Genomic DNA, 19,955 nt, shown 5'->3' on the forward strand with positions numbered 1-19,955 from the left:
AGCACGACCCAGTAATAACAACCGCACTGCTGCATACCGCAAGCATCAATCAGTCCAGGAGGACACACAGTGGCGAAGGCGAAGTTCGAGCGGACGAAGCCGCACGTGAACATCGGCACCATCGGTCACGTCGACCACGGCAAGACCACGCTGACCGCGGCCATCACCAAGGTTCTGCACGACGCGTACCCGGATCTCAACGAGGCCTCGGCCTTCGACGAGATCGACAAGGCTCCTGAGGAGAAGGCTCGCGGTATCACGATCAACATCTCGCATGTTGAGTACCAGACCGAGAAGCGCCACTACGCGCACGTCGATGCTCCCGGTCACGCCGACTACATCAAGAACATGATCACCGGTGCGGCGCAGATGGACGGCGCCATCCTCGTGGTCGCGGCCACCGACGGCCCGATGCCCCAGACGCGTGAGCACGTGCTGCTCGCCCGCCAGGTCGGCGTGCCGTACATCCTCGTCGCCCTGAACAAGGCCGACATGGTGGACGACGACGAGATCATCGAGCTCGTCGAGATGGAGGTCCGTGAGCTCCTCGCTGCGCAGGAGTTCGACGAGGACGCTCCGGTTGTCAAGGTCTCCGCACTCAAGGCGCTCGAGGGCGACCCGGAGTGGACCAAGAACATCCTCGAGCTCATGGCTGCGGTCGACGAGTCCATCCCGGACCCGGTCCGCGAGACCGAGAAGCCCTTCCTCATGCCCGTCGAGGACGTCTTCACGATCACCGGTCGTGGCACCGTCGTCACCGGTCGTATCGAGCGTGGCGTGATCAACGTCAACGAGGACGTCGAGATCGTCGGCATCAAGGAAACCAAGACCAAGACCACGGTCACGGGTATCGAGATGTTCCGCAAGCTCCTCGACTCGGGCCAGGCCGGTGACAACGTCGGTCTGCTGGTTCGTGGTATCAAGCGCGAAGATGTCGAGCGTGGACAGGTTGTCGTCAAGCCCGGCACCACCACCCCGCACACCGAGTTCGAGGGCCAGGCGTACATCCTGTCCAAGGACGAGGGCGGCCGCCACACGCCGTTCTTCAACAACTACCGTCCGCAGTTCTACTTCCGTACCACGGACGTGACGGGCGTTGTGACGCTGCCCGAGGGCACCGAGATGGTCATGCCCGGTGACAACACCGAGATGTCCGTCAAGCTGATCCAGCCCGTCGCCATGGACGAGGGCCTGCGCTTCGCGATCCGCGAAGGCGGCCGCACCGTCGGCGCCGGCAAGGTCACGAAGATCAACAAGTGATCTAGCTCCACCAACGTCAATGGCGCTCACCCTGCGGGGTGGGCGCCATTGGCGTCTTCGGGGTGTAACTCAGCGGTAGTTCAACGCATCCCATTCTCGGATGTCGCTGGCGATGCCTTCGAGGACGAACGGGTCGCGGGCGATGAATTGCTCCGCCCGCTCGCGGCTGCTGAAGACCGCCATGGAACCGTTGCTCGCCGGGTCGTCGAACGGTCCGATACCGAGGAGCCCACCTTCCGCGGCGAACGCGTCCAAGTACTCCCGATGCCGTGGATAGATCTCCGGAATCCGGGCGGCGGTGGTCGGGTCGGTCGCGTAGAACACCACGTATTTCATGGCCACGAACCTACCGAGACCCGGACGCCTCGTGTCAGTTTTCGACGTGCACCGGGTGGTCGGCGCGGTCGAGGTGGAGCAGGACCTGGGTGGCGACCTCTTCACCGCCGAGGGTCGATGCGACCCAGGACGCGACGTCCTCGGATTTGCGGGTGAAGTCGTAGATGTCGAGGGTGGGGTCGGCGGTCACGACGATCGACAGGGTGGGGAGTCCACGTTCGATGACGGCACGAGCGCGTGTCTGCCGGACCCCGGGGTACTGGGCGAGTTCGCTGGCGACCCCGTTGGCGAGGGAGCCGAGGTCGACGGTGACGTAGGTGCCCGATTCGCGATCCGGTACGGCGACGGGGGACGTCCGGCGCCGGGTGAGGTCCAGGGCGAGGAGCACGATCCCGAAGACCAGACCGACGACGACCGTCGCGGCGAGTGCCCAGCCCCACCAGTCCTGGTCGGGGAGTGCGGTGACGCGCGCGCGGTCGTACCGCGACACCCATTCGCGGACGATCGGGACCTGCAGGTCCCAGGCCATGGCATAGGCGCCGAATCCGAGAAGCGCGAGCCCGACGAGCAGGACGATCACCCGGTTGACGGCGGCGGTCCGATGTCTCACGGCTTCACCTGTACTCGGAGTTCGGGTGACGTGCCGAGCAGCGACAGCGTCGGTTCCACGGCCTCGCGGACGGAGATGGCCACGTCCCCGGCGGGTGTCGACTCGGTGCGCACCACGCGGACGGTGACGTGTTTGCGGTCGACCGTCGTGTGCGCCGACAGCACCCCGGGGACGGTCTTGGCGTGGCTGCTGGAGTTGCGGGCGAGGTCGGTGGGGCGCAACCAGACGATCGGGGTGTCACCCACCGCGAGCGGCAGGTGGGTGCGCGGCCGCGGTTTGAGAGCCGCGACGATGAACACGACCCCCAGGACGATCGCGCCTGCCGCGACGGGGACGATCCACTCGGACCAGTGCAGCCGGCCCAGCCATTGCACGGTGTTGCGGATCCAGGGTGCGTTCGCGAAGGTGCCGCGCATGATGAGCAGCTCACGCGCCGCGACGACCGCGAGACCGAGGGCTCCGACTGCGACGATGATTGCGGCGGGCACAGCGGCCGGGGTAGCGCGCGGCGTGCGTGGCCGGATGGGCGCCACCGGGGCGGGCGGTGCGGCCGGGTCGCCTTGTTCGGAATAGCGGCTCTCGGTCGAACTGTCTTCGGGTGCTGCCGATTCCGTTCCGACGACCACGATGTTGAGTTCGATGACCGGCATGCCCGTCATCTGCTCGACCTGACGGTGCACCTGCGCGCGGAGCCGGCGGTTGACGAGGTCGAGGTGGCACGGCCACTGCACCGCGATGTACAGGTTGATCGCGACGGCGCCCGCTCCCGTGGAGACGTCGGCGCGGGGGAGTTCCCGGCCCGTCAGGCGGGACAGCCCGCCGGACTGCTTGACGACGCCGGGTACCTGGAGCGCTGCGGCGACGGCGATCTTGACGACAGCGCGCTCCTTGATGACCAGTTCGCCGCGCAGGGCGGTGTCGTCGAGCGCCGCGTCGTCGTGAGGACCGGCGGGGGGTGCGGTGAAGGGTTCAGCCACGGCCGCGGCTTCGGAGGATGGCGCCGAGATCGAGGTGGCCGTCGCGGTGCGCGCCGACGGCCATGCCCAGCGCTCCGAGGAGGACGGCGAAGACGAATCCGCTGAAACCACCGAGGATGCCGGCGATGGCGAGAAGTAACCCGACGATCAGGCCTGTGATTGTGCTGTTCATTGAGCTTGTCCTGTCTCTGTCAGGAGATCTTCGATGGTCACGTCGACGGGGACGTCCACCAGCGATTCCACTGCGGCCCGCACTCTTTCGGCGGTGTCGACGACATTGGCGGGGTAGCGAGCCGAGAGGTGGACGGCACAGGACGTGGGGCCGACGGTCACCCCGGTCACCCGGCGTCCGGGCAGGTAGGTCGCGACTTCACCGAACGCGCCGCCGTGCATCGCTGCCACTCCGGGGGTCGCGAGGACGGCGGCGACGATGCGTTCGGAGATGTCCTCGGCGTGGGTGTCCGGTGGAACTGGTCCGGTCACTGCACCCTCGGTTTGCCGTCGAGCTCGGACGCTGCCTCGGATTCGTCGAACAACATGACGTCGAAGACCGTGATGTTCACTTCGGTCACTTCGAGCCCGGTCATGCGCTCGACGGCCGCGATGACGTTGCGCCGGATACCGACCGCGAGTTCGTGCAGTGCGACGCCGTATTCCGCGACGATGCCGATGTCGATGGCGGCCTGCTTCTCGCCGACTTCGACGGCGACGCCCTGGGCGTGGTTGACGCGGGCACCGGGGATTCGATCGCGGAGAGCGCCGACAGCGCGTGCGGTGCCGCCGCCCACGTCGTAGACGCCGTTGATCTCACGGGTGGCGATACCGGCGATCTTGGCGACCACGGCGTCCGCGATGATGGTCCGTCCCTCGGAACTGACGAGTTCGGGCGTCGCCCCGGCACCGAACTGCACGCGGCTGCGTGCGCCTGAATCGCTGGTCATCGTGGATCCCCTTCGAGTCGCCTGCCTTCTCTCCAACAGTAATGATCACCGACCGTACGCGGGGTCTCCCACGCGCCTTTCCGCCCGCGGATCTGGCGACGGGAGGCACCGAAAAATATTTGATATGACTGCCCGGTAGCATCTGACGTGATGCAGGTAACACAGGTACGGCACGACGGAAGGAACCCCATGGCGGAAGAGCCCACCGGTGAGGATGCCGTTCCCCAGGCCCGGACGCCGGCAGTCACCGCGGGTGTGGTGGTTCTCGCCGTCCTCGCGCTCGCGTTCCTCGCGGTCGCCGGCTATTTCGGCTACACGCACCGGCAGGCGGAGCAGGAGGCGCAGGAGAGATCCGAGATCCTCGATGCGGCGCGCCAGGGCGTCGTGAATCTGACGACGATGGACTTCGAGCGGGCCGACGAAGACGTGCAGAAGGTGCTCGACGGCTCGGCCGGAGACTTCCGCGACGAATTCGAAGCCCGGTCCCACGACCTCATCGCGGTCATGCAGGAGGCCAAGGTCAAGTCCCAGGGGGAGGTGCGCCAGGCCGCGATCGAGGCGCAGAACGGCGATTCCGCGGACGTGCTCGTCGCGGTCGCGCAGAAGGTGTCCAACGCGGGCGGCGCCGCCGAGGAACCGCGCGGGCAGCGGATGCGGGTGACGATGCAACTCGAGGACGGCACGTACAAGATCGTGAAGGCAGGGTTCGTGCAGTGAGTACCGACGCATCGCCGAAATCGCGCAGACTCCTCCTCATCCTGGGCGCGCTCACCGTGGTCGCGGCCGTGCTGGCGGGGGTTCTGTACGTCACGCTCTACCGGCCCGACCAGCGCGTCGACGACACCGTCCGCGCCACCGTGACCGACACCGCCTCGCAGGGCGCGATCGCCCTGCTGTCGTACACGCCGGACAGGGTCGAGAGCGACGTCGGCGCCGCGAAGGAACGCCTGACGGGTGAGTTCCTCGACTACTACACACAGTTCACGACGGACGTCGTCGTCCCGGCGGCCAAGGAGAGCCAGGTGGCCACCCAGGCGACGGTGGCCGCGTCCGGTCCGGTCGAGGTCGCGGCCGACACGGCGACGGTGCTGCTGTTCGTCAACCAGACCACCACCAGCGCCGCGAAACCGGAACCGGCGGTGACGGCGACGAGCATCACCGTCGAGCTCACCAAGTCCGGCGACAACTGGCTGATTTCCGGCTTCGATCCGGTTCAGTCGTCCGGGTAGCGTTGTCGCCCATGAGTACTCTTCGAGAGGTCGGCGACCGCGAGTCGTGGCGTTGCTGGCTGTGTGACGAACCGGTGGACCCCGACATGTCGGTCAACGATCCGCGCGGCCCCAGTATCGACAGCGTCGTCACCGCGAAGAAGGCCAAGGCGAAGGGCGGCGTCGAACGCCTCGCTCACCGCGCGTGCAACACCAAGAAGGGTGCCGTCAAGCCGGTCGTGCCGTGGCCCGACCGATTGTTCGTCGTCGACCCCGCCCCGATCATCGGTGTGGTCGAACAACTCGGCCGCAAGGGCGGACGGGTGGCGGTGGCACGGTGCCCGGGCAAATCGGACGCCGAGGACGCGGCGGAGTGGTTGCTCGACAGGTTGTCCCGCCTCGCACCGGAACTGAACGTCGAGACGCAGATCGACGCCGCCGGTGGTGCGTATCTGCTCGTCCTTCGCACCGCCTGACCCGTGAGTACTTGTTAACCGCGGGCGGTTAACAAGTACTCACGGGCGGCGGAGCCGCACTGTGGAGTACCGTCGGGACCAGAACATGAATCCGACCTCGAGTGCGAAGGAATTCCGATGAATCTGGCCTTGACCGACGAGGAGCTGGCGTTCCGCGACGAGATGCGAACGTTCTTCACCACGCAGATTCCGGCGGAGATCCGCGAGCGGTATGCGCGTGGTGAAGAAGTGGGTAAGGAAGGGTTCATCGAGTCCCAGCGGATTCTGAACGCCAACGGGCTCGCGACGCCGCACTGGCCGGTCGAGTGGGGCGGCCGCGACTGGACGCCGGTGCAGAAGCACATCTGGCTCGACGAGTTGCAACTCGCGTCCGTGCCCGAGCCGCTCGCGTTCAACACCAGCATGGTCGGCCCCGTCATCGCGGCATTCGGTTCGCAGGAGCAGAAGGAGAAGTTCCTTCCCGCGACCGCCAACCTCGACATCTGGTGGTGCCAGGGATTCTCCGAACCCGAGGCCGGCTCCGACCTCGCGTCGCTGAAGACCCGCGCCGTCCGTGACGGCGACGACTACGTGATCAACGGCCAGAAGACGTGGACCACCCTCGCGCAGCACGCCGACTGGATCTTCGTCCTCGCCCGCACCAACCCGGACGCCCCCAAGAAGCAGGCCGGCATCTCGTTCATCCTCGTCGACATGAAGACGCCCGGCGTCACGGTGCGTCCGATCAAGCTGATCGACGGAGGCTACGAGGTCAACGAGATCTTCTTCGAGGACGTGCGCGTGCCGGCCGAGAACCTCGTGGGCGAGGAGAACCAGGGCTGGAGCTACGCCAAGTTCCTGCTCGGCAACGAGCGCACCGGCGTGACCCGGCTGGGATTCTCCAAAGTCCGCCTCGCGCAGGCGAAGGAACGCGCCGCCGACATCTCGGTCGGCGAGGGGACGCTGCTCGACGACCCGCTGTTCGCCGCCCGGATCGCGGAACTGGAGAACGAGATCATCGCGCTCGAACTCACCCAATTGCGGGTGGTCGCGAGCTCGGCAGACGGCAAGCCCAACCCGGCGTCGTCGCTGCTGAAGCTCCGCGGGTCCGAACTGCAGCAGGCCACACTCGAACTGCTGACCGACGTCGCGGGACCCGACTCCCTGCCCTTCGCCGCCGGTGACGGCATCTCCTCGCCGCTCTGGGCGCAGCGGACGGCTCCGACCTACCTGAACTACCGCAAGGTTTCCATCTACAGCGGATCGAGCGAAGTGCAGCGCAGCATCATCGCCTCCTCGATCCTCGGATTGTGAGGGCGTGACATGGACTTCGAACTGACCGACGAACAGAAACTGCTGCGCGACACCACCCGCGAACTGCTCGGCCGCAGCTACGACGCGGAGAAGCGCAACGCCGTCACCGACACCGAGCAGGGGTGGAGCCCGCAGGTGTGGAAGCAACTCGCCGAGGTCGGACTGCTGGGTCTGAGCTTCGACGAGGAAGACGGCGGAATGGGCGCCGGACCTGTCGAGGTCGCGTCGGTGATGACGGAGATCGGCCGCCGTCTCGCGCCCGAACCCGTCCTCGACGCCGTGCTCGTTCCCGGCGGTCTGATCGCCGCGGCCGGCAGCACGGAGCAGCGGCGCCGGATTCTGCCGGACGTGTCGGAGGGCAACGTCCTGCTGGCCTTCGCCGATCGGGAACCGGGTGTGCGCTGGCCGTCCACCCAGGTGTCGACGACCGCGAAGAAGGACGGCGACGCGTGGACCCTCACCGGTACCAAGAACCCCGTTCCGCACGGCGGCAGCGCGAACACCCTGGTCGTGACGGCGGCACTCCCGGACGGTGGGGTCGGACTGTTCCTCGTCGACGCCGACGCCAGCGGCCTGACCCGCACCGCCTACGCGACCCACGACGGTCTGCGGGCCGCGCAGGTCGAATTGTCGGACACCCCGGTTGAGCCTCTCGGTGAGGGCGGTGACGCGTCGTCGGCGATCGAGGGCGCGCAGATCCGGGCGCAGGCGGCACTGTGTGCGGAGGCCGTCGGCGCGATGGAGGAAGCTCTGCGACTGACCACCGAGTACCTGAAGACCCGCAAGCAGTTCGGTGTTCCGATCGCGAAGTTCCAGACGCTCACGCACCGTGCGGCCGACATGTATGTGCTGCTGGAACTGGCTCGCAGCATGAGTCTCTACGCGACGATGTCGCTGGCCGACGGAACCGTCGATCCGGTGGTCGCGTCCCGTGCCAAGCTGCAGATCGGCCGCTCCGCCCGCACGATCGGGCAGGAAGCGATCCAGATGCACGGCGGCATCGGCATGACGGCCGAGTATCCGGTCGGGCACTATTTGAGCCGGCTGACCGCCATCGAGCACACCCTCGGCGGGTCCGACGACCACCTGCGGGTGCTCGCGTCGGCGACAACCCAGGGCACCATCAGCATCATCTAGCCGCGCCCGTGAGTACTTCTCAACCGCCCGCGGTTGAGAAGTACTCACGGGTCCAGGTCTCGGATTGGTATCGGAACGCGCGTTTTCGACGTGTCGCACAGGGACCCCAGTGTGACGCGGCTAACGTTCTGCGCGCACACCAGAACTCACGGGGGATGTACGTAATCTCGGTGAAGGAGCATTGCCATGGGGTCCGGTCCAGTCAAAGCGATCATGTGGAGCCTGCTTTTCGTGGGACTCGTCGGTGCGGGAGTCGGGATCTCCGAACTGCACGTCCCGTGGACGGTCGCATCGCTGATCGTCGCGTCGGTCTCCGGCCTGGTCCTGCTCAGGATCCGCGCCGACGCGCACCCCGAACTGCACAGCGACCGCCGGATGGCTGCCGGCTGACCACCGGTCACTCCGTCTGGAGACTGTCCGCCCACCTGCCGATGTCGCCGCGTTCCAGTGCGAGCGCCAGCAGTTCCGGGAACCTGTCCGGGGTGCAGGCGAACGCCGGAATGCCGAGCCCACCCAGGGCAGCCGCGTTGTCGTGGTCGAACGACGAGGCGCCGTCGTCGGACAGCGCCAGCAGAACCACCACCTGGACGCCCGCGTTCTTCATCGCCGCCATCCGCCGCAGCATCTCCGCGCGGATCCCGCCCTCGTACAGGTCCGAGATCAGCACGAACAGCGATTCGGTCGGCCTGTCGATCAGTGACTGGCTGTAGGCGATGGCCCGGTTGATGTCGGTGCCGCCTCCGAGTTGCGTGCCGAACAGCACGTCGACGGGATCGGACAGCTTGTCGGTGAGGTCGACGACTGCCGTGTCGAACACGACCAGCGACGTCTTCAGTGCCCGCATCGAGGCGAGCACCGCGCCGAACACGGACGCATACACGACGCTCGACGCCATCGACCCGGACTGGTCGATGGCGAGGACGACGTCGCGGTGCACGGCCTGCGATCGGCGGCCGTACCCGAGCAGTCGCTGCGGTACCACCGTCTTGTACTCGGGGAGGTAGTGCGCGAGGTTGGCGCGGATGGTGCGATTCCAGTCGATGTCGCGGTACTTGGGGTTGGTGATGCGGGCCGACCGGTTCAGGGCACCGGTGACGGCGGTCCTGGTCTTCTGCGCGATCCGTTCCTCCACCTCCCGGACGACTTTCTCGACGACGATCCGGGCGGTCGCCTTGCTGGTCTCGGGCATCACCCGGTTCAGGCTCAGCAGCGTGCCGACGAGGTGGACGTCCGGTTCGACGGCGTCGAGCAGTTCGGGTTCGAGGAGCAGCTGGGTGAGGCCGAGCCGGTCGATGGCGTCCTTCTGCATCACCTGCACGACGCTGCTCGGGAAATAGGTGCGGATGTCGCCGAGCCAGCGCGCGACCTTCGGCGCCGATCCGCCGAGACCCGCGCCGCGACGGCGGCTCTTCGACCCTTCGCTGCTGGTGTCGTACAGGGCTGCCAGAGCGCCGTCCATCGCCGCGTCCGTCTTGGACGCGAGACCGCCGGTGGATTCCTCGGCGGCGTTGCCGAGCAGCAGTCGCCACCGCCGTAGCCTCTCCGCGTCGTCGGTCACGACGTCACCCCCAGAATGTCCGCGACGGTCCGGATCGCGATCGTGCCCCGCCGAGCGTCGACCTCGGCGCGGGCATCTGCCGTGGACCCGCCCTCCACGGACTGCCCGATCGCCCGGCGTTCCCCGGTTTCGAACCCGCCGAACGTGCGCCGCAGCAGTGGCAGCACGTCGACGAAGTCCTGCTCGCGCAGTCCCGACACCCATCCGTCGAGGAGTCGCAGCAGTTGCCGGTCGTGGACCAGCAGCAGCCCCCCGCCGCCGAGGAAGCCGTCGACCCACCCCGCCTTGGCGGACGGATCGGCGCCGACGGACAGCGCCCGCGACAGTCGGGTGGTGGACTCGGTTTCGCTGATGGCACCTGCGTCGCGGAGCAATCGGACCATGCGTCCGATCACAAGGCCGTTCACGTCGCTGCGGTCGACGAGGCCGGCGAGTGTGCCGAGCCACCGCGCCGACGCGCGATCGTCGTCGCGCAGCATCACCGCCGCGTGGACGTCGTCGACGGCGCGGCGCAGGTCGAGTGCGCTGTCGTCGTCCAGACCCGACAGCGCCGAGGGCAGTCCCGCGCAGACGCGGACGAGCAGGCTGTCGGTGACGCGGGTGAGGGACGAGACGTCGGTGCCGCGGACGTCGCCGTAACGCAGTGTGCGGGTGAGCGCGGGCAGGGCCTCCATCAGGTGCATCACGTCGTGGTCCAGCGTGGCCGCCGTCTCCAGCGCACGCAACAACTCGGCCAGCGCATCCCCGAGATCCGACAGCAGTGCCTGCTCGAGCAGCCCGGTGAGCCGGGCGAGGGAGACGTCACGGGACGACGCCTCCTCGCGCACCTTCGCTGTCGCCGCGGCCTCGACAGTGGTGCCCCACGGCGACGCCTCGATGATCGACACCGCCAGTTCGGGTTTCCAGGTGAGGGACCACGTCTCACGGAACGTGCCGGTGCCACGGACGTCGCTGTCGGCGGGCGTGCCCCAGCCGACACCGAGGATCTGCAACCGGTGCAGGAGCCGGGATCGTGCGACGTCGTTGTCTCGGCGCAGGTCGAGGTCGATGGTCTTCTCGGTGGCCTGCTGCTTGAGCCGCAGAGTCTTCGCCCGCGCCCGCAGGTCGGCGTCGAGGGGGACCGTCGGGGTGTCGGCCGGGACGGCGCCGAGTGCCTCACCGACGACGAGTCGCCGCGTGATCAGGTCGAGCAGGACGTCGTCGCCGTCGCACATCACGGCGCGGGTGGCCTCGGTGACCTCGGAGAGACCGGCCAGCGGCCGCGCGCGCATCGCAGCCAACGTCTCTGCGAGACGGACGGATTCGATGACGTGTGCACTCGACACCGGAAGGTCCTCGTCCCGCAGCACGCGCGCGACCTTCGTGAGCCATCGGGTGATCGTCCGGTCCGGGGCGGTGAACAGGTGGTGATACCAGCCGGGAGAGGTGATCCCGGCGCCGTATCCCGATGCCGCGGACAGCCGCGAGTGGGTCCACGGCACCCACGTGAGCGAGGTCTTGATCTTGGGGATTCCCTTGAGGATTCGCGCGTCGGCGGTGGCCGGTCCGAGAGGACCGGTGAGTGCCGGGGCGTGCCACGCGCCGCACACCACCGCGATCCGCTGCGCGCCGCCCTTGATCACCTTCCGCAGCGTCTGGCGCATGTACGCCTCGCGCCTGCTGGTGGGTTCGTCGAGTTCGACGGTGTCCCGCAGGGCGGTCATGGCGTCGGTGATCGCGTCGAACGAGTCGGGCCCCGAACCCGATTCGACGACGGCGTCCCACCAGCGTTCGGTGTCGTCGTAGCCCGCCGCGGCGGCCAACTGGGTCAGCGGATCCTCGGAACGGGGCTCGGAGTCGTCGGCGGCGAGGGTGTTGGCGGCCGGAAGGTCGCAGAAGCGGACGTCGACACCGCGCCCGGCCGCCCACGACAGCGCCTGCCACTCCGGGGAGAACACGGCGAACGGCCAGAACGCCGCGGTCCGGGGTTCGCCGGTGGCATACGCGAGCAGGGCCACCGGAGGCTCCATCGTGTCGGAGGCGGTCAGCGCGACCAGCGGATCGGCGTCCGCGGGCCCTTCGATCAGGACGGCGTCGGGGACGAACTCGTCGAGCGCGCGACGCACCGATCGTGCCGAACCGGGCCCGTGGTGGCGGATGCCGAAGACACGGACGTCGGAGTTCACCCCGTGACCTCGCGGCACGCCCGGTAGAAGTCGGCCCAGTCCTCCCGTTCGCGGACCACGGCCTCGAGGTATTCCGTCCACACCACCTTGTCGGCCACCGGGTCCTTCAGCACGGACCCGAGGATGCCGGCGGCGACATCGGACGGACGGAGCACCCCGTCACCGAAGTGCGCGGCGAGGGCGAGTCCGTTGGTGACGACGGAGATCGCCTCCGCCGTCGACAGCGTTCCGGACGGCGACTTCAGTGTGGTGCGACCGTCGCTGGTGACGCCCGATCGGAGTTCGCGGAAGACGGTGACCACGCGCCGGATCTCGTCGACGGTCGCCGGGACCTCCGGCAGTTCCAGCGAGGACCCCAGTTGCTCGACGCGCCGCGCGACGATGGCGACTTCGTCCTCCTCGTTGGCGGGCAGGGGCAGGACCACCGTGTTGAAGCGCCTGCGCAGCGCGGAGGACAGTTCGTTGACGCCGCGGTCGCGGTCGTTCGCGGTGGCGATCAGATTGAAACCCTTGGCGGCCTGCACCTCGGTGCCCAGTTCGGGGATGGGGAGCGTCTTCTCCGACAGCACGGTGATGAGTGCGTCCTGCACATCGGCGGGAATGCGGGTGAGTTCCTCGACCCGTGCGATCCGCCCGCCCTGCATTGCCGTCATGACGGGGGACGGAACGAGTGCGCCCGCTGTCGGGCCTTCGGCGAGAAGTCTCGCATAGTTCCAGCCGTACCGGATGGCCTCCTCCGGTGTCCCCGACGTTCCCTGGACGAGCAGGGTCGACTCGCCGGAGACCGCCGCCGACAGGTGTTCCGACACCCACGTCTTGGCGGTCCCGGGGACGCCGAGCAGAAGCAACGCGCGATCGGTCGCGAGCGTCGCGACTGCCACTTCGATGAGCCGGCGCGGACCGACGTACTTGGGGGAGATGACGGTGCCGTCGTCGAGTTCGCCGCCGAGCAGGTACGTGACGACCGCCCACGGAGACAATTTCCACGACGGTGGCCGGGGCCGGGTGTCGTGCGCGGCGAGGGCGGCGAGTTCGTCGGCGTAGGCCTGCTCGGCGTGGGGTCGTAGCAGGTGGGCCTGGGCGGCCGCGATCTCGGTCACTCGAGCTCCTTCAGGACTGTTCTGCGATGGTCGATGTTGGTGGCGACAGCGGCGAACGCCTGGTGCCAGCCGGGGTCACGGGTGCGTTCGGCGGCCGCTCGGAGCAGCGGCGCCGCCGCGAACGGGAAGTGCGTCTCGGCGCTGCGGAGGGTCGAGTAGTGGCTGTGCCGGGAGAACTGCCCGAGGTCCTTGCCGGTCTCGGCGTGCCGCCCGGCGACGTCCTCGAGGCGAGCGATCACCCGCTCGGCCAGGTCGAGCGGCCAGGGGTGGGGCAGACCGTCGAACAGGGCGGCGCCGTCGACGCCCAGCAGGTAGGAGTCGGCGCGACCCGACAGGATGTATGCGAGGCGTTCGCGGGCGGGAACGATCGGTACGACGCGACGTTCGGTTTTCCGACCTTCGCGGTGTAGCAGAGCCGACGCCCAGCGCGGATTGCGCTGCAGCACGGTGGCCGTGGTCCACGCCTCCATCATCACCTCCCGCCACTGGTCTTCGATCCGGATCTCCAACGCGGTGGAGGCGGAGCCGATCATGCCTTCCCACACCGACAAGGGGGCGGCGGTCACCACCATCCGCAACCACCAGCTGCGGATTCCCTTGTTCTTGAAGTGGACGTCCTCGATGCCGTCGCGCCGGGCCGAATCGTCCAGGGAACCGGGCATGTTCACCACGAGACGGGTGCGCAGCGGCTTCTTCTCCACCCGCACCCATGCCCGGGCGCGAGCGGCCATCCGCTCGGCGTATGCGGAGTTCGGCAGCTGCCGCAGCAACTGGACCGCTTGCTGGCGCACCTCTTTCCGCCGGTCGTCGAGCGCGTGCTCGAGCAATGCGGAGTCGGCGTCGCCGAGCCCCGTGCCGAGGACGGCGATGAACGCCGCCCGGTGCTCGCCCCGTTCGGAATCCCAGGTGCGGCTCAGTTCGGCCATCGCGATCGCCGGGTCCACTGCCCGCATCGTCGTGAGCCATTGCAGTCGTTCCTGGTGTGCGCCGTGCGTCCACACGTCGGTGCGGTCGGGCCGGCGGACCAGCGTCGACCAGTCCGGGTTCTGCGCGGCGAGCCACTGGCCGCGGGGGCCCACCAGCCGGAGGATGCTTTCGCGGTGGGTGTCGTTGCTGCGGGCCACGGCCATCAGGTCGGCGACGAGATGATCCGGTGCGCGGTAGTTCCGCTCGGCCACGACCGCGAACCACTCGGTGAGCGTCCACGACTTCGCGGCGAGCAATTTCATCAGATGCGACGCGGACGCGGGCGGCAACTGCAGCCTCGGATCGTCCTCGGCGGGTGCGGGCAGCACGTGCGCGGAGGCGGCGACTCCGCCGTCGCGGTACGCGTTCTCGAGCGCGGCGGCGCCCAGCAGAGTCTCGGCCGGATCACCGATGACCGACTGTGCCAGTTCGCCGGTGGCCAGATCCTGGAACGTCGGGGCGGACCGTGCCGTGCCGAGAAGGGCGGCGGAGAGGAGTTCGCTCATCGCCGGCTCCCCGCCGCCACGGCCGAGGGCGTGCCTGCCCCGAGCGGGTACACGTCGCCGCGATCGAACACCGACACGGGAACAAGTGACTCGCTGGTCCACTCCCCGAACACGGTGACGGGACGGCCGCCGGACATTCCGAGGAGCCGCCACAGGACCGGGTCGTCGCCGGACAGCGGCAATGCGCGCCCCTGCGCGTCGACGAGAAACCAGTGCCCGTCGTCGATTGCCGGGGTGACGCCGGTGAGCAGCGCCGGCCACGACCGGACCCACGGGTCCGCTCCGACCGCGGCGGCGAAGTGGTCGAGAGCGGTGTCGATGTCGCTCGGAGCGACGGTGGTGAACGGTTCGGCGGTGTCGTGGGCGTCGCCGAACCGGGCGCGCAGCGGCGCGGCGCCGGGGTAGAAGTGCAGGGTGGCGTCGACGAGCGATCCGAGCGGCGGGACCTCTGTCGAGAAGTTCGCGGAGCCGTGCGCGAAGTCCAGGAGGATCGCGCGGCGACCGTGGTCGCGGCCGATCAGCCACACCTTGCGGGTGAAGAGGCGTTTCTCTTCGGTGGTCTGCATCCCCAGGACCATCCACCGGTCGCGGACTCCCGGCTCGCTGCGCACGCTGTCGGTGGCCACCGGGTATCCCACGTGCGAGCGCACCGACGCCTGCAGGGGTTCCGGTAGTTCGCTCAGACGGCGGTGGGCGACGACGAGAAGGTGCAGTCTGGCGTACTCGCGGAGTAGCCGGTCCGGCCAGTCGGTCCGGGTGGCCACGACGATCGGCAGGCGACGCAGGGCGGACGCGACGCCGGGCGCCTGCGCGTCGACCATGCGGGCCGCGATGGCGTCGAACGCGGCTGCCGAGATGTCGGCGGCGCCGAGCCCGCCGCGGATCTGGTCGGTGAGCCACAGGTCGAGTTCGTCGAGGCCCGCCGTCACCCGCTCGGCCCGGCGTTCGGTGGCCTTCACACCGGCCGTTTTGGTGGCCGCAGCCGCAGGCACGGCTGCCCGCCCGGCCCTGCGGCTCAGCCAGTCCGCCGCGAACGGGGGCGGTTCGGACTGCTCCGGGACCCGGCCCTGCGACCAGATCAGCAGCAGGCCGAGCGTGTGTTTGCAGGGAAACTTCCGGCTCGGGCACGAGCAGTTGTACGCAGGGCCGGAGAGGTCGACGACCGATCGATAGGGGCTCTTGCCGCTGCCCTGGCACAGTCCCCACAGTGCGTTGCCGTTGCTGCCCGTCTCCGACCACGCGGCCGACAGCTTTCCGGCGGCAGCGAGCGAGCCGGCATCGGGGGCGACCGATGCGACCTGTCCCTCCGACCAAGGCGACGTCACTCCGCCACCGTAGGGGAGTTGTCCGACAGGAAGGGAGGAGGGTGCGCGGAATTGTCGGCCAACTTCGGTGTGGACGTCGGCCTCCCGTGTCAAGCTGTCGTCAGGTACGACAGCGAGGGAGTGGGCCGGTGATCCACGGAAGGTATTTCGAGTTCAAGGGTCGTCCCGCCGTGCGGTTCCGGTGCACGTACCCGTTCTCCGTCCAGAGGCTGTGGGAGGCGGTGTCCGAGCCGGCCGAGCTCGCACACTGGTTTCCGTCGCGGGTCCGCATCGACACCTACGCCGGTGGTGACATCGAGTTCTTCCCCGAACCGCACAGCGACCCCGAGACGGGGACGGTCCTCGTCTACGGCGCCCCGTACACGCTCGCGTTCACGTGGGGCGGGGACGAGATCCACTTCGAGGTCGAACCGACCGCGGAAGGGTGCGCCCTGACGCTCGTGAACGTCCTCGAGGTCCGCAACACGGCGGCCAGGAACGCCGCCGGGTGGAGTGTCTGCCTCGCCGACCTCGACCGGCACCTCGACGGCTCCGACGCGCCCGGTCACCGTGGAGATGCGTCGGCGGATTGGCGCCCGTTCTATCAGACCTATTTGGGGGAGGGGATGCCGTCCGGTGCGCAGATCCCCGGGGAGTCCGCCTGACCGTGGCCGGCGGCGGTCCGGCGGCGAGGGCGTTCGAACAGGCTCTCCACGTCCGACGCCGGCTCGTCCGGCTCCTCGACCGCGATGTTCCCGCCGGTCCTCAGCCATCCGTTGCGCAGCGAGGACGTCAACCAGTTGTCCAGCGCGGCTTGGGTTTCGAACTTCAGCACGATCACGCAGACATCGGAGGTGCTGCTCTCCTTGAGCCATCCTCCGCCGAGGAATCCGGGGAACAGCCGGGCGAGCCCGAGTCCGGTCTGGATCCAGTCCGCGAACTCCTCGTCGCAGCCGGGGAGGACCCGGCGGACGATGGTCGTCGTGACGGACGCATCCACGGGCCCGGCTGTTCCAGCGCCCTCGGCCGCGTGCTCCATCGTTTCCTACCTCGGTTCTGCTCACCCCCGTGACACGTGCCACCTCAAACTACCAGCGGATACGACGTCACAGGTCGTAGAAGGGCGCGGCGTACCTGAACGTGCCGGTGATGCTCGGATCCCAGCGTGCGAGCCGGCGGACCTGGAAGTGGGACGACCACGAGGGCTGGTCCGGTTCGATCCCGACCGACGTTCCCGAGACGAAGCCGAACCGCGGGTAGTAGTCGAGGTGACCGAGCAGTGCCACCAGGGGTTCGTCCCTGGCGTCGGCGCCGCCGAGCGCGGCGTGCATCAGTGCCGAACCCACCCCGTCGCGCTGGAGGCCGGGGAGTACACCGATCGGACCGAGCGCGAGTACGTCCGTGGAGTCGACGGTCGCGCGGGTCAGGCACACGTGGCCGGCGACCGACCCCGCCAGTTCGGCGACGAGGGACAGTTGTGGAATCCACGCGTCGCTCGACCTCAACCGGGCCACGAGGCCGACCTCGAGGGGAGCGTCGCCGTCGAAGGCCTGCCGGTGCACCTCCGCCACCGCATCGATGTCACCCGGATTCTCGCGTCTGATCAGCATGCGCACAGAGTGCATCGACGGGCACGCGGTCGCAACGGATTTCTCACGGCGCCCGTTGTCCGGCCGGTAGCGGTGCGCTGAAAGCGTTCTCCAATTGTGACCGTGTGACATTTCCGGCCGACTGAATTTCCGAGGCATCAATAGCAATATGGGCAGAACGTGAGTCGAGCAAAGGACAACGGGAATCGGGGTGCGGGTGGTCGAGGCCAGAGTGGTCGGATATAGTTGCGGTGTGCAACACAACGAGGTCGAGCCGGAGGAAACGCCCGCATCGGGCGTGGTGGCCGTCCATGACGAACTCGTCCGCCTCGTCCGTCAACTGGTCGCCGGAGACCGCCCTCCCGTCGGATCCCCGACGTTCGCTCAACATTCGCTGCTCTCCTTCGTCGCCCGCAATCCGGGATGCCGGGCCACCCAGATCTCGGACGCATTCGGTGTGCACCGCTCCACGGTGTCGCGTCAACTCCGGGGCTGCATCGACGAGGGTTGGGTGCACGCCGAGCCGGGACCGCTCCGCAGCGGACACCCGTTGAGCCTCACCGACGGCGGCGTCGCGGTGCTGGCCGGCGCCGACGCACGCCGGGTGGAGGAAGTCCGCGACCGGGTGGCCTCGTGGTCGGACAGCGAAATCGCCGCGTTCGCCCGGCACCTCCGGAAGTTCCGCCAGGGCGGCGACACCGACGACGACAGCATCGGAGACGACACCCGTGCGTGAGTACACCAGCGGCCCGACGTTCACCGTCTCCGATCACGAGAACGCCGTGCTGAGGGTATTCGCGCACGCCGAGAGCCACCCGGATCGGGTGATGTACACGCGTCCGGAGGCCGGCGGGTGGGTCGACGTGACGGCCAAGGACTTCGGCGCGCTCGTCATCGGGGTCGCGAAGGGGTTGATCGCCAACGGTGTCCGGCCCGGCGACCGCGTGGCACTGCTGTCGTCGACGAGATTCGAATGGTCGCTGCTCGACTACGCGATCTGGGCGGCGGGCGCCGCGTCCGTTCCGATCTACGACTCGTCCTCGCACGACCAGATCCGGTGGATCATCGAGGATTCGGGGGCCGTCGCGGCGCTCGTGGAGACTCCCGCCCACGCGTCGAGTTTCGAGGGCGACGGCATCCCCTACACGCTGAAGCGCATCCTCACCATCGACGAGGACGCGGTGGGCACGCTCATCAAGGACGGATTGTCGATCGACGATTCCGAGGTGTTCAAACGGGTGGTGGCACTGACCGCCAACGATCTCGCCTCGCTCGTGTACACGTCCGGGACCACCGGTCGCCCCAAGGGCTGCATCCTCACCCACCGGAACTTCCTGTCGGAGGTGCGGGCGTTGCTCGCGGCACCGATCGGCGACGTCGCCCGGCCGGGCAACCGCGTCCTGACGTTCCTTCCGCTGGCACACGTGCTGGCGCGCGCGGTGTCCCTGGCGATGTTCGAGGCCGGCGCGACCCAGGCGCACTGGTCCGACTTCGGCACGGTCACCGGGGAATTCGAACGTTTCCGGCCCAACACCATTCTCGGTGTTCCCCGCGTCTTCGAGAAGGTGCGGGACGGTGCGGCGCGCAAGGCGGCGTCGGCGGGCGGGCTGCAGAAGCGGATCTTCGACTTCGCCGAGGCCACGGCGGTGGCGTACAGCGAGGCCCAGGACACGGGTGGCCCGTCGCTGCGGCTCCGGCTCGAGCGTGCCCTCGCCGACAAGCTCGTCTACGCGAAACTCCGTGCCGCCCTGGGTGGCGACTGCTGGTGGGCGATCTCGGGTGGCGGAGCCCTGATGCCGAGCCTCGGTCACTTCTTCCGGGGCATGGGAGTTCCGGTCTACGAGGGCTACGGCCTCACCGAATCGACTGCCGCGCACTGTGTCAACGTCCCCGGTGCGCAGAAGATCGGGACGGTCGGTCGGCCCCTGGGTGGTAACAGTGTGCGCATCGCCGAAGACGGTGAGATCGAACTGCGCGGCGGCGTCGTATTCGGCGGTTACTGGCGCAACGAACACGCCACCCGGGAAGTGCTCGACGACGGCTGGTTCCGCACCGGCGATCTCGGCGACCTGGACGACGAGGGTTACCTGACCATCACCGGCCGCAAGAAGGATCTGCTGGTCACCGCAGGCGGCAAGAATGTGTCGCCGGGCCCCCTCGAGGACCGGCTGCGCTCGCACACCCTCGTCTCGCAGGCCGTGGTGGTGGGGGACGGCCGCCCGTTCATCGGTGCCCTGCTGACCGTCGATCCTCAGGAGTTCGACAAGTGGAAGTCCGCGCACGGCAAGCCGTCCGACGCCACCGTGGCGGACCTGCGCGACGACGAGGAGCTGCGCGGGGATCTGCAGGACGCGGTGGACGACGCGAACACCACCGTCTCGCACACGGAGTCGATCAAACGGTTCGTCGTCCTCGGCCGCGACCTCACGGAGGCCGACGGTGAGCTGACCGCCACGCTGAAGATCAAGCGTCCCGTGGTGACCGAGCGCTTCGCCGACGACATCGCGAGCCTGTACCGGCGGGGCTGAC

23 protein-coding genes are annotated in these 19,955 nt (G+C 68.5%); 10 read left to right on the forward strand and 13 right to left on the reverse strand.

All coding sequences use genetic code 11. The annotated features are described in order from the left end of the window. The first annotated feature begins 69 nt into the window (after positions 1 to 69). Positions 70 to 1,260: an elongation factor Tu gene (gene tuf / locus OYT95_RS29095; RefSeq protein WP_005252203.1), complete on the forward strand. Its 1,191-nt coding sequence runs from the start codon at positions 70 to 72 to the stop codon at positions 1,258 to 1,260. A gap of 69 nt (positions 1,261 to 1,329) precedes the next feature. Here the strand turns inward: tuf and OYT95_RS29100 are convergent, their stop codons facing one another. The 6 genes from OYT95_RS29100 to OYT95_RS29125 are packed head-to-tail and all read right to left on the reverse strand — an operon-like array spanning position 1,330 to position 4,124. Then, positions 1,330 to 1,596 (reverse strand): YciI family protein, encoded by a 267-nt coding sequence (locus OYT95_RS29100; RefSeq protein ID WP_268789766.1) that lies wholly within the window; start codon positions 1,594 to 1,596, stop codon positions 1,330 to 1,332. A gap of 34 nt (positions 1,597 to 1,630) precedes the next feature. Further along, positions 1,631 to 2,206: a hypothetical protein gene (locus OYT95_RS29105; protein WP_037233598.1), complete on the reverse strand. Its 576-nt coding sequence runs from the start codon at positions 2,204 to 2,206 to the stop codon at positions 1,631 to 1,633. Then, positions 2,203 to 3,183 (reverse strand): DUF6286 domain-containing Asp23/Gls24 family envelope stress response protein, encoded by a 981-nt coding sequence (locus tag OYT95_RS29110; RefSeq protein ID WP_112301823.1) that lies wholly within the window; start codon positions 3,181 to 3,183, stop codon positions 2,203 to 2,205. The genes OYT95_RS29105 and OYT95_RS29110 overlap by 4 nt, the downstream gene beginning before the upstream one ends. Next, positions 3,176 to 3,355, reverse strand: a complete 180-nt coding sequence (locus OYT95_RS29115) for a hypothetical protein (protein WP_005252219.1) — start codon at positions 3,353 to 3,355, stop codon at positions 3,176 to 3,178. Before OYT95_RS29115 ends, OYT95_RS29110 begins: the two co-directional genes overlap by 8 nt. Then, positions 3,352 to 3,666 (reverse strand): Asp23/Gls24 family envelope stress response protein, encoded by a 315-nt coding sequence (locus tag OYT95_RS29120; protein WP_128641602.1) that lies wholly within the window; start codon positions 3,664 to 3,666, stop codon positions 3,352 to 3,354. The genes OYT95_RS29115 and OYT95_RS29120 overlap by 4 nt, the downstream gene beginning before the upstream one ends. After that, positions 3,663 to 4,124, reverse strand: coding sequence for an Asp23/Gls24 family envelope stress response protein (locus OYT95_RS29125; RefSeq protein WP_005252221.1), 462 nt, complete (start codon positions 4,122 to 4,124; stop codon positions 3,663 to 3,665). Before OYT95_RS29125 ends, OYT95_RS29120 begins: the two co-directional genes overlap by 4 nt. Before the next feature lie 189 nt (positions 4,125 to 4,313). Between OYT95_RS29125 and OYT95_RS29130 the strand changes: the two genes are divergently transcribed. From OYT95_RS29130 to OYT95_RS29155, 6 genes are all read left to right on the forward strand, one after another. After that, positions 4,314 to 4,841 carry a hypothetical protein gene (locus OYT95_RS29130; RefSeq protein WP_112301824.1) on the forward strand — a complete coding sequence of 176 codons (528 nt, stop codon included), beginning with the start codon at positions 4,314 to 4,316 and terminating at the stop codon, positions 4,839 to 4,841. Beyond that, the gene (locus tag OYT95_RS29135) at positions 4,838 to 5,353 is read left to right on the forward strand and encodes a twin-arginine translocation pathway signal (RefSeq protein ID WP_268789767.1); all 516 of its coding nucleotides are present in this window, start codon (positions 4,838 to 4,840) and stop codon (positions 5,351 to 5,353) included. The genes OYT95_RS29130 and OYT95_RS29135 overlap by 4 nt, the downstream gene beginning before the upstream one ends. A gap of 11 nt (positions 5,354 to 5,364) precedes the next feature. Further along, positions 5,365 to 5,808, forward strand: coding sequence for a hypothetical protein (locus OYT95_RS29140; RefSeq protein WP_005252226.1), 444 nt, complete (start codon positions 5,365 to 5,367; stop codon positions 5,806 to 5,808). 117 nt (positions 5,809 to 5,925) lie between these two features. After that, a complete protein-coding gene (locus tag OYT95_RS29145; RefSeq protein WP_037233613.1) occupies positions 5,926 to 7,101 on the forward strand; it encodes an acyl-CoA dehydrogenase family protein in 1,176 nt (391 codons plus the stop codon). A 9-nt stretch (positions 7,102 to 7,110) separates the two neighbouring features. Further along, a complete protein-coding gene (locus OYT95_RS29150; RefSeq protein ID WP_268789768.1) occupies positions 7,111 to 8,238 on the forward strand; it encodes an acyl-CoA dehydrogenase family protein in 1,128 nt (375 codons plus the stop codon). Between the two features lie 186 nt (positions 8,239 to 8,424). Next, a complete protein-coding gene (locus OYT95_RS29155) occupies positions 8,425 to 8,628 on the forward strand; it encodes a hypothetical protein (RefSeq protein WP_005252231.1) in 204 nt (67 codons plus the stop codon). Between the two features lie 7 nt (positions 8,629 to 8,635). Here the strand turns inward: OYT95_RS29155 and OYT95_RS29160 are convergent, their stop codons facing one another. From OYT95_RS29160 to OYT95_RS29180, 5 genes are read right to left on the reverse strand one after another with little or no spacing between them, the layout of a single operon-like run. Beyond that, on the reverse strand, positions 8,636 to 9,796 hold the full coding sequence (locus OYT95_RS29160; RefSeq protein WP_268789769.1) for a VWA domain-containing protein: 1,161 nt from the start codon (positions 9,794 to 9,796) through the stop codon (positions 8,636 to 8,638). Further along, the gene (locus tag OYT95_RS29165; RefSeq protein ID WP_268789770.1) at positions 9,793 to 11,961 is read right to left on the reverse strand and encodes a DUF5682 family protein; all 2,169 of its coding nucleotides are present in this window, start codon (positions 11,959 to 11,961) and stop codon (positions 9,793 to 9,795) included. Before OYT95_RS29165 ends, OYT95_RS29160 begins: the two co-directional genes overlap by 4 nt. Then, positions 11,958 to 13,061, reverse strand: coding sequence for an ATP-binding protein (locus tag OYT95_RS29170; RefSeq protein ID WP_037238549.1), 1,104 nt, complete (start codon positions 13,059 to 13,061; stop codon positions 11,958 to 11,960). The genes OYT95_RS29165 and OYT95_RS29170 overlap by 4 nt, the downstream gene beginning before the upstream one ends. Then, positions 13,058 to 14,533, reverse strand: coding sequence for a DUF5691 domain-containing protein (locus OYT95_RS29175; RefSeq protein ID WP_128641608.1), 1,476 nt, complete (start codon positions 14,531 to 14,533; stop codon positions 13,058 to 13,060). Before OYT95_RS29175 ends, OYT95_RS29170 begins: the two co-directional genes overlap by 4 nt. Further along, a complete protein-coding gene (locus OYT95_RS29180) occupies positions 14,530 to 15,858 on the reverse strand; it encodes an SWIM zinc finger family protein (RefSeq protein ID WP_268789771.1) in 1,329 nt (442 codons plus the stop codon). Before OYT95_RS29180 ends, OYT95_RS29175 begins: the two co-directional genes overlap by 4 nt. A 128-nt stretch (positions 15,859 to 15,986) precedes the next feature. On the opposite strand from OYT95_RS29180, the gene OYT95_RS29185 reads away from it, so the two are divergent. Further along, on the forward strand, positions 15,987 to 16,502 hold the full coding sequence (locus OYT95_RS29185) for an SRPBCC family protein (RefSeq protein ID WP_037238558.1): 516 nt from the start codon (positions 15,987 to 15,989) through the stop codon (positions 16,500 to 16,502). Here the strand turns inward: OYT95_RS29185 and OYT95_RS29190 are convergent. Together OYT95_RS29190 and OYT95_RS29195 are read right to left on the reverse strand one after the other, a co-directional pair. Then, positions 16,448 to 16,876: an antibiotic biosynthesis monooxygenase gene (locus tag OYT95_RS29190; protein WP_005252244.1), complete on the reverse strand. Its 429-nt coding sequence runs from the start codon at positions 16,874 to 16,876 to the stop codon at positions 16,448 to 16,450. The two genes, OYT95_RS29185 and OYT95_RS29190, sit on opposite strands and share 55 nt — an antisense overlap. 67 nt (positions 16,877 to 16,943) lie before the next feature. Continuing rightward, the gene (locus OYT95_RS29195; RefSeq protein WP_268789772.1) at positions 16,944 to 17,447 is read right to left on the reverse strand and encodes a GNAT family N-acetyltransferase; all 504 of its coding nucleotides are present in this window, start codon (positions 17,445 to 17,447) and stop codon (positions 16,944 to 16,946) included. Positions 17,448 to 17,637: 190 nt separating this feature from the next. Here OYT95_RS29195 and OYT95_RS29200 point away from each other — a divergent pair, with 190 nt between their 5' ends. Beyond that, complete coding sequence (locus OYT95_RS29200; RefSeq protein WP_268789773.1) at positions 17,638 to 18,162, forward strand: MarR family winged helix-turn-helix transcriptional regulator; 525 nt, start codon at positions 17,638 to 17,640, stop codon at positions 18,160 to 18,162. Beyond that, a complete protein-coding gene (locus OYT95_RS29205; RefSeq protein ID WP_112301833.1) occupies positions 18,155 to 19,954 on the forward strand; it encodes an AMP-dependent synthetase/ligase in 1,800 nt (599 codons plus the stop codon). Before OYT95_RS29200 ends, OYT95_RS29205 begins: the two co-directional genes overlap by 8 nt. Position 19,955 lies beyond the last annotated feature (1 nt).

This window comes from Rhodococcus sp. JS3073, assembly GCF_026810085.1.
GTDB lineage: Bacteria > Actinomycetota > Actinomycetes > Mycobacteriales > Mycobacteriaceae > Rhodococcus_F > Rhodococcus_F wratislaviensis.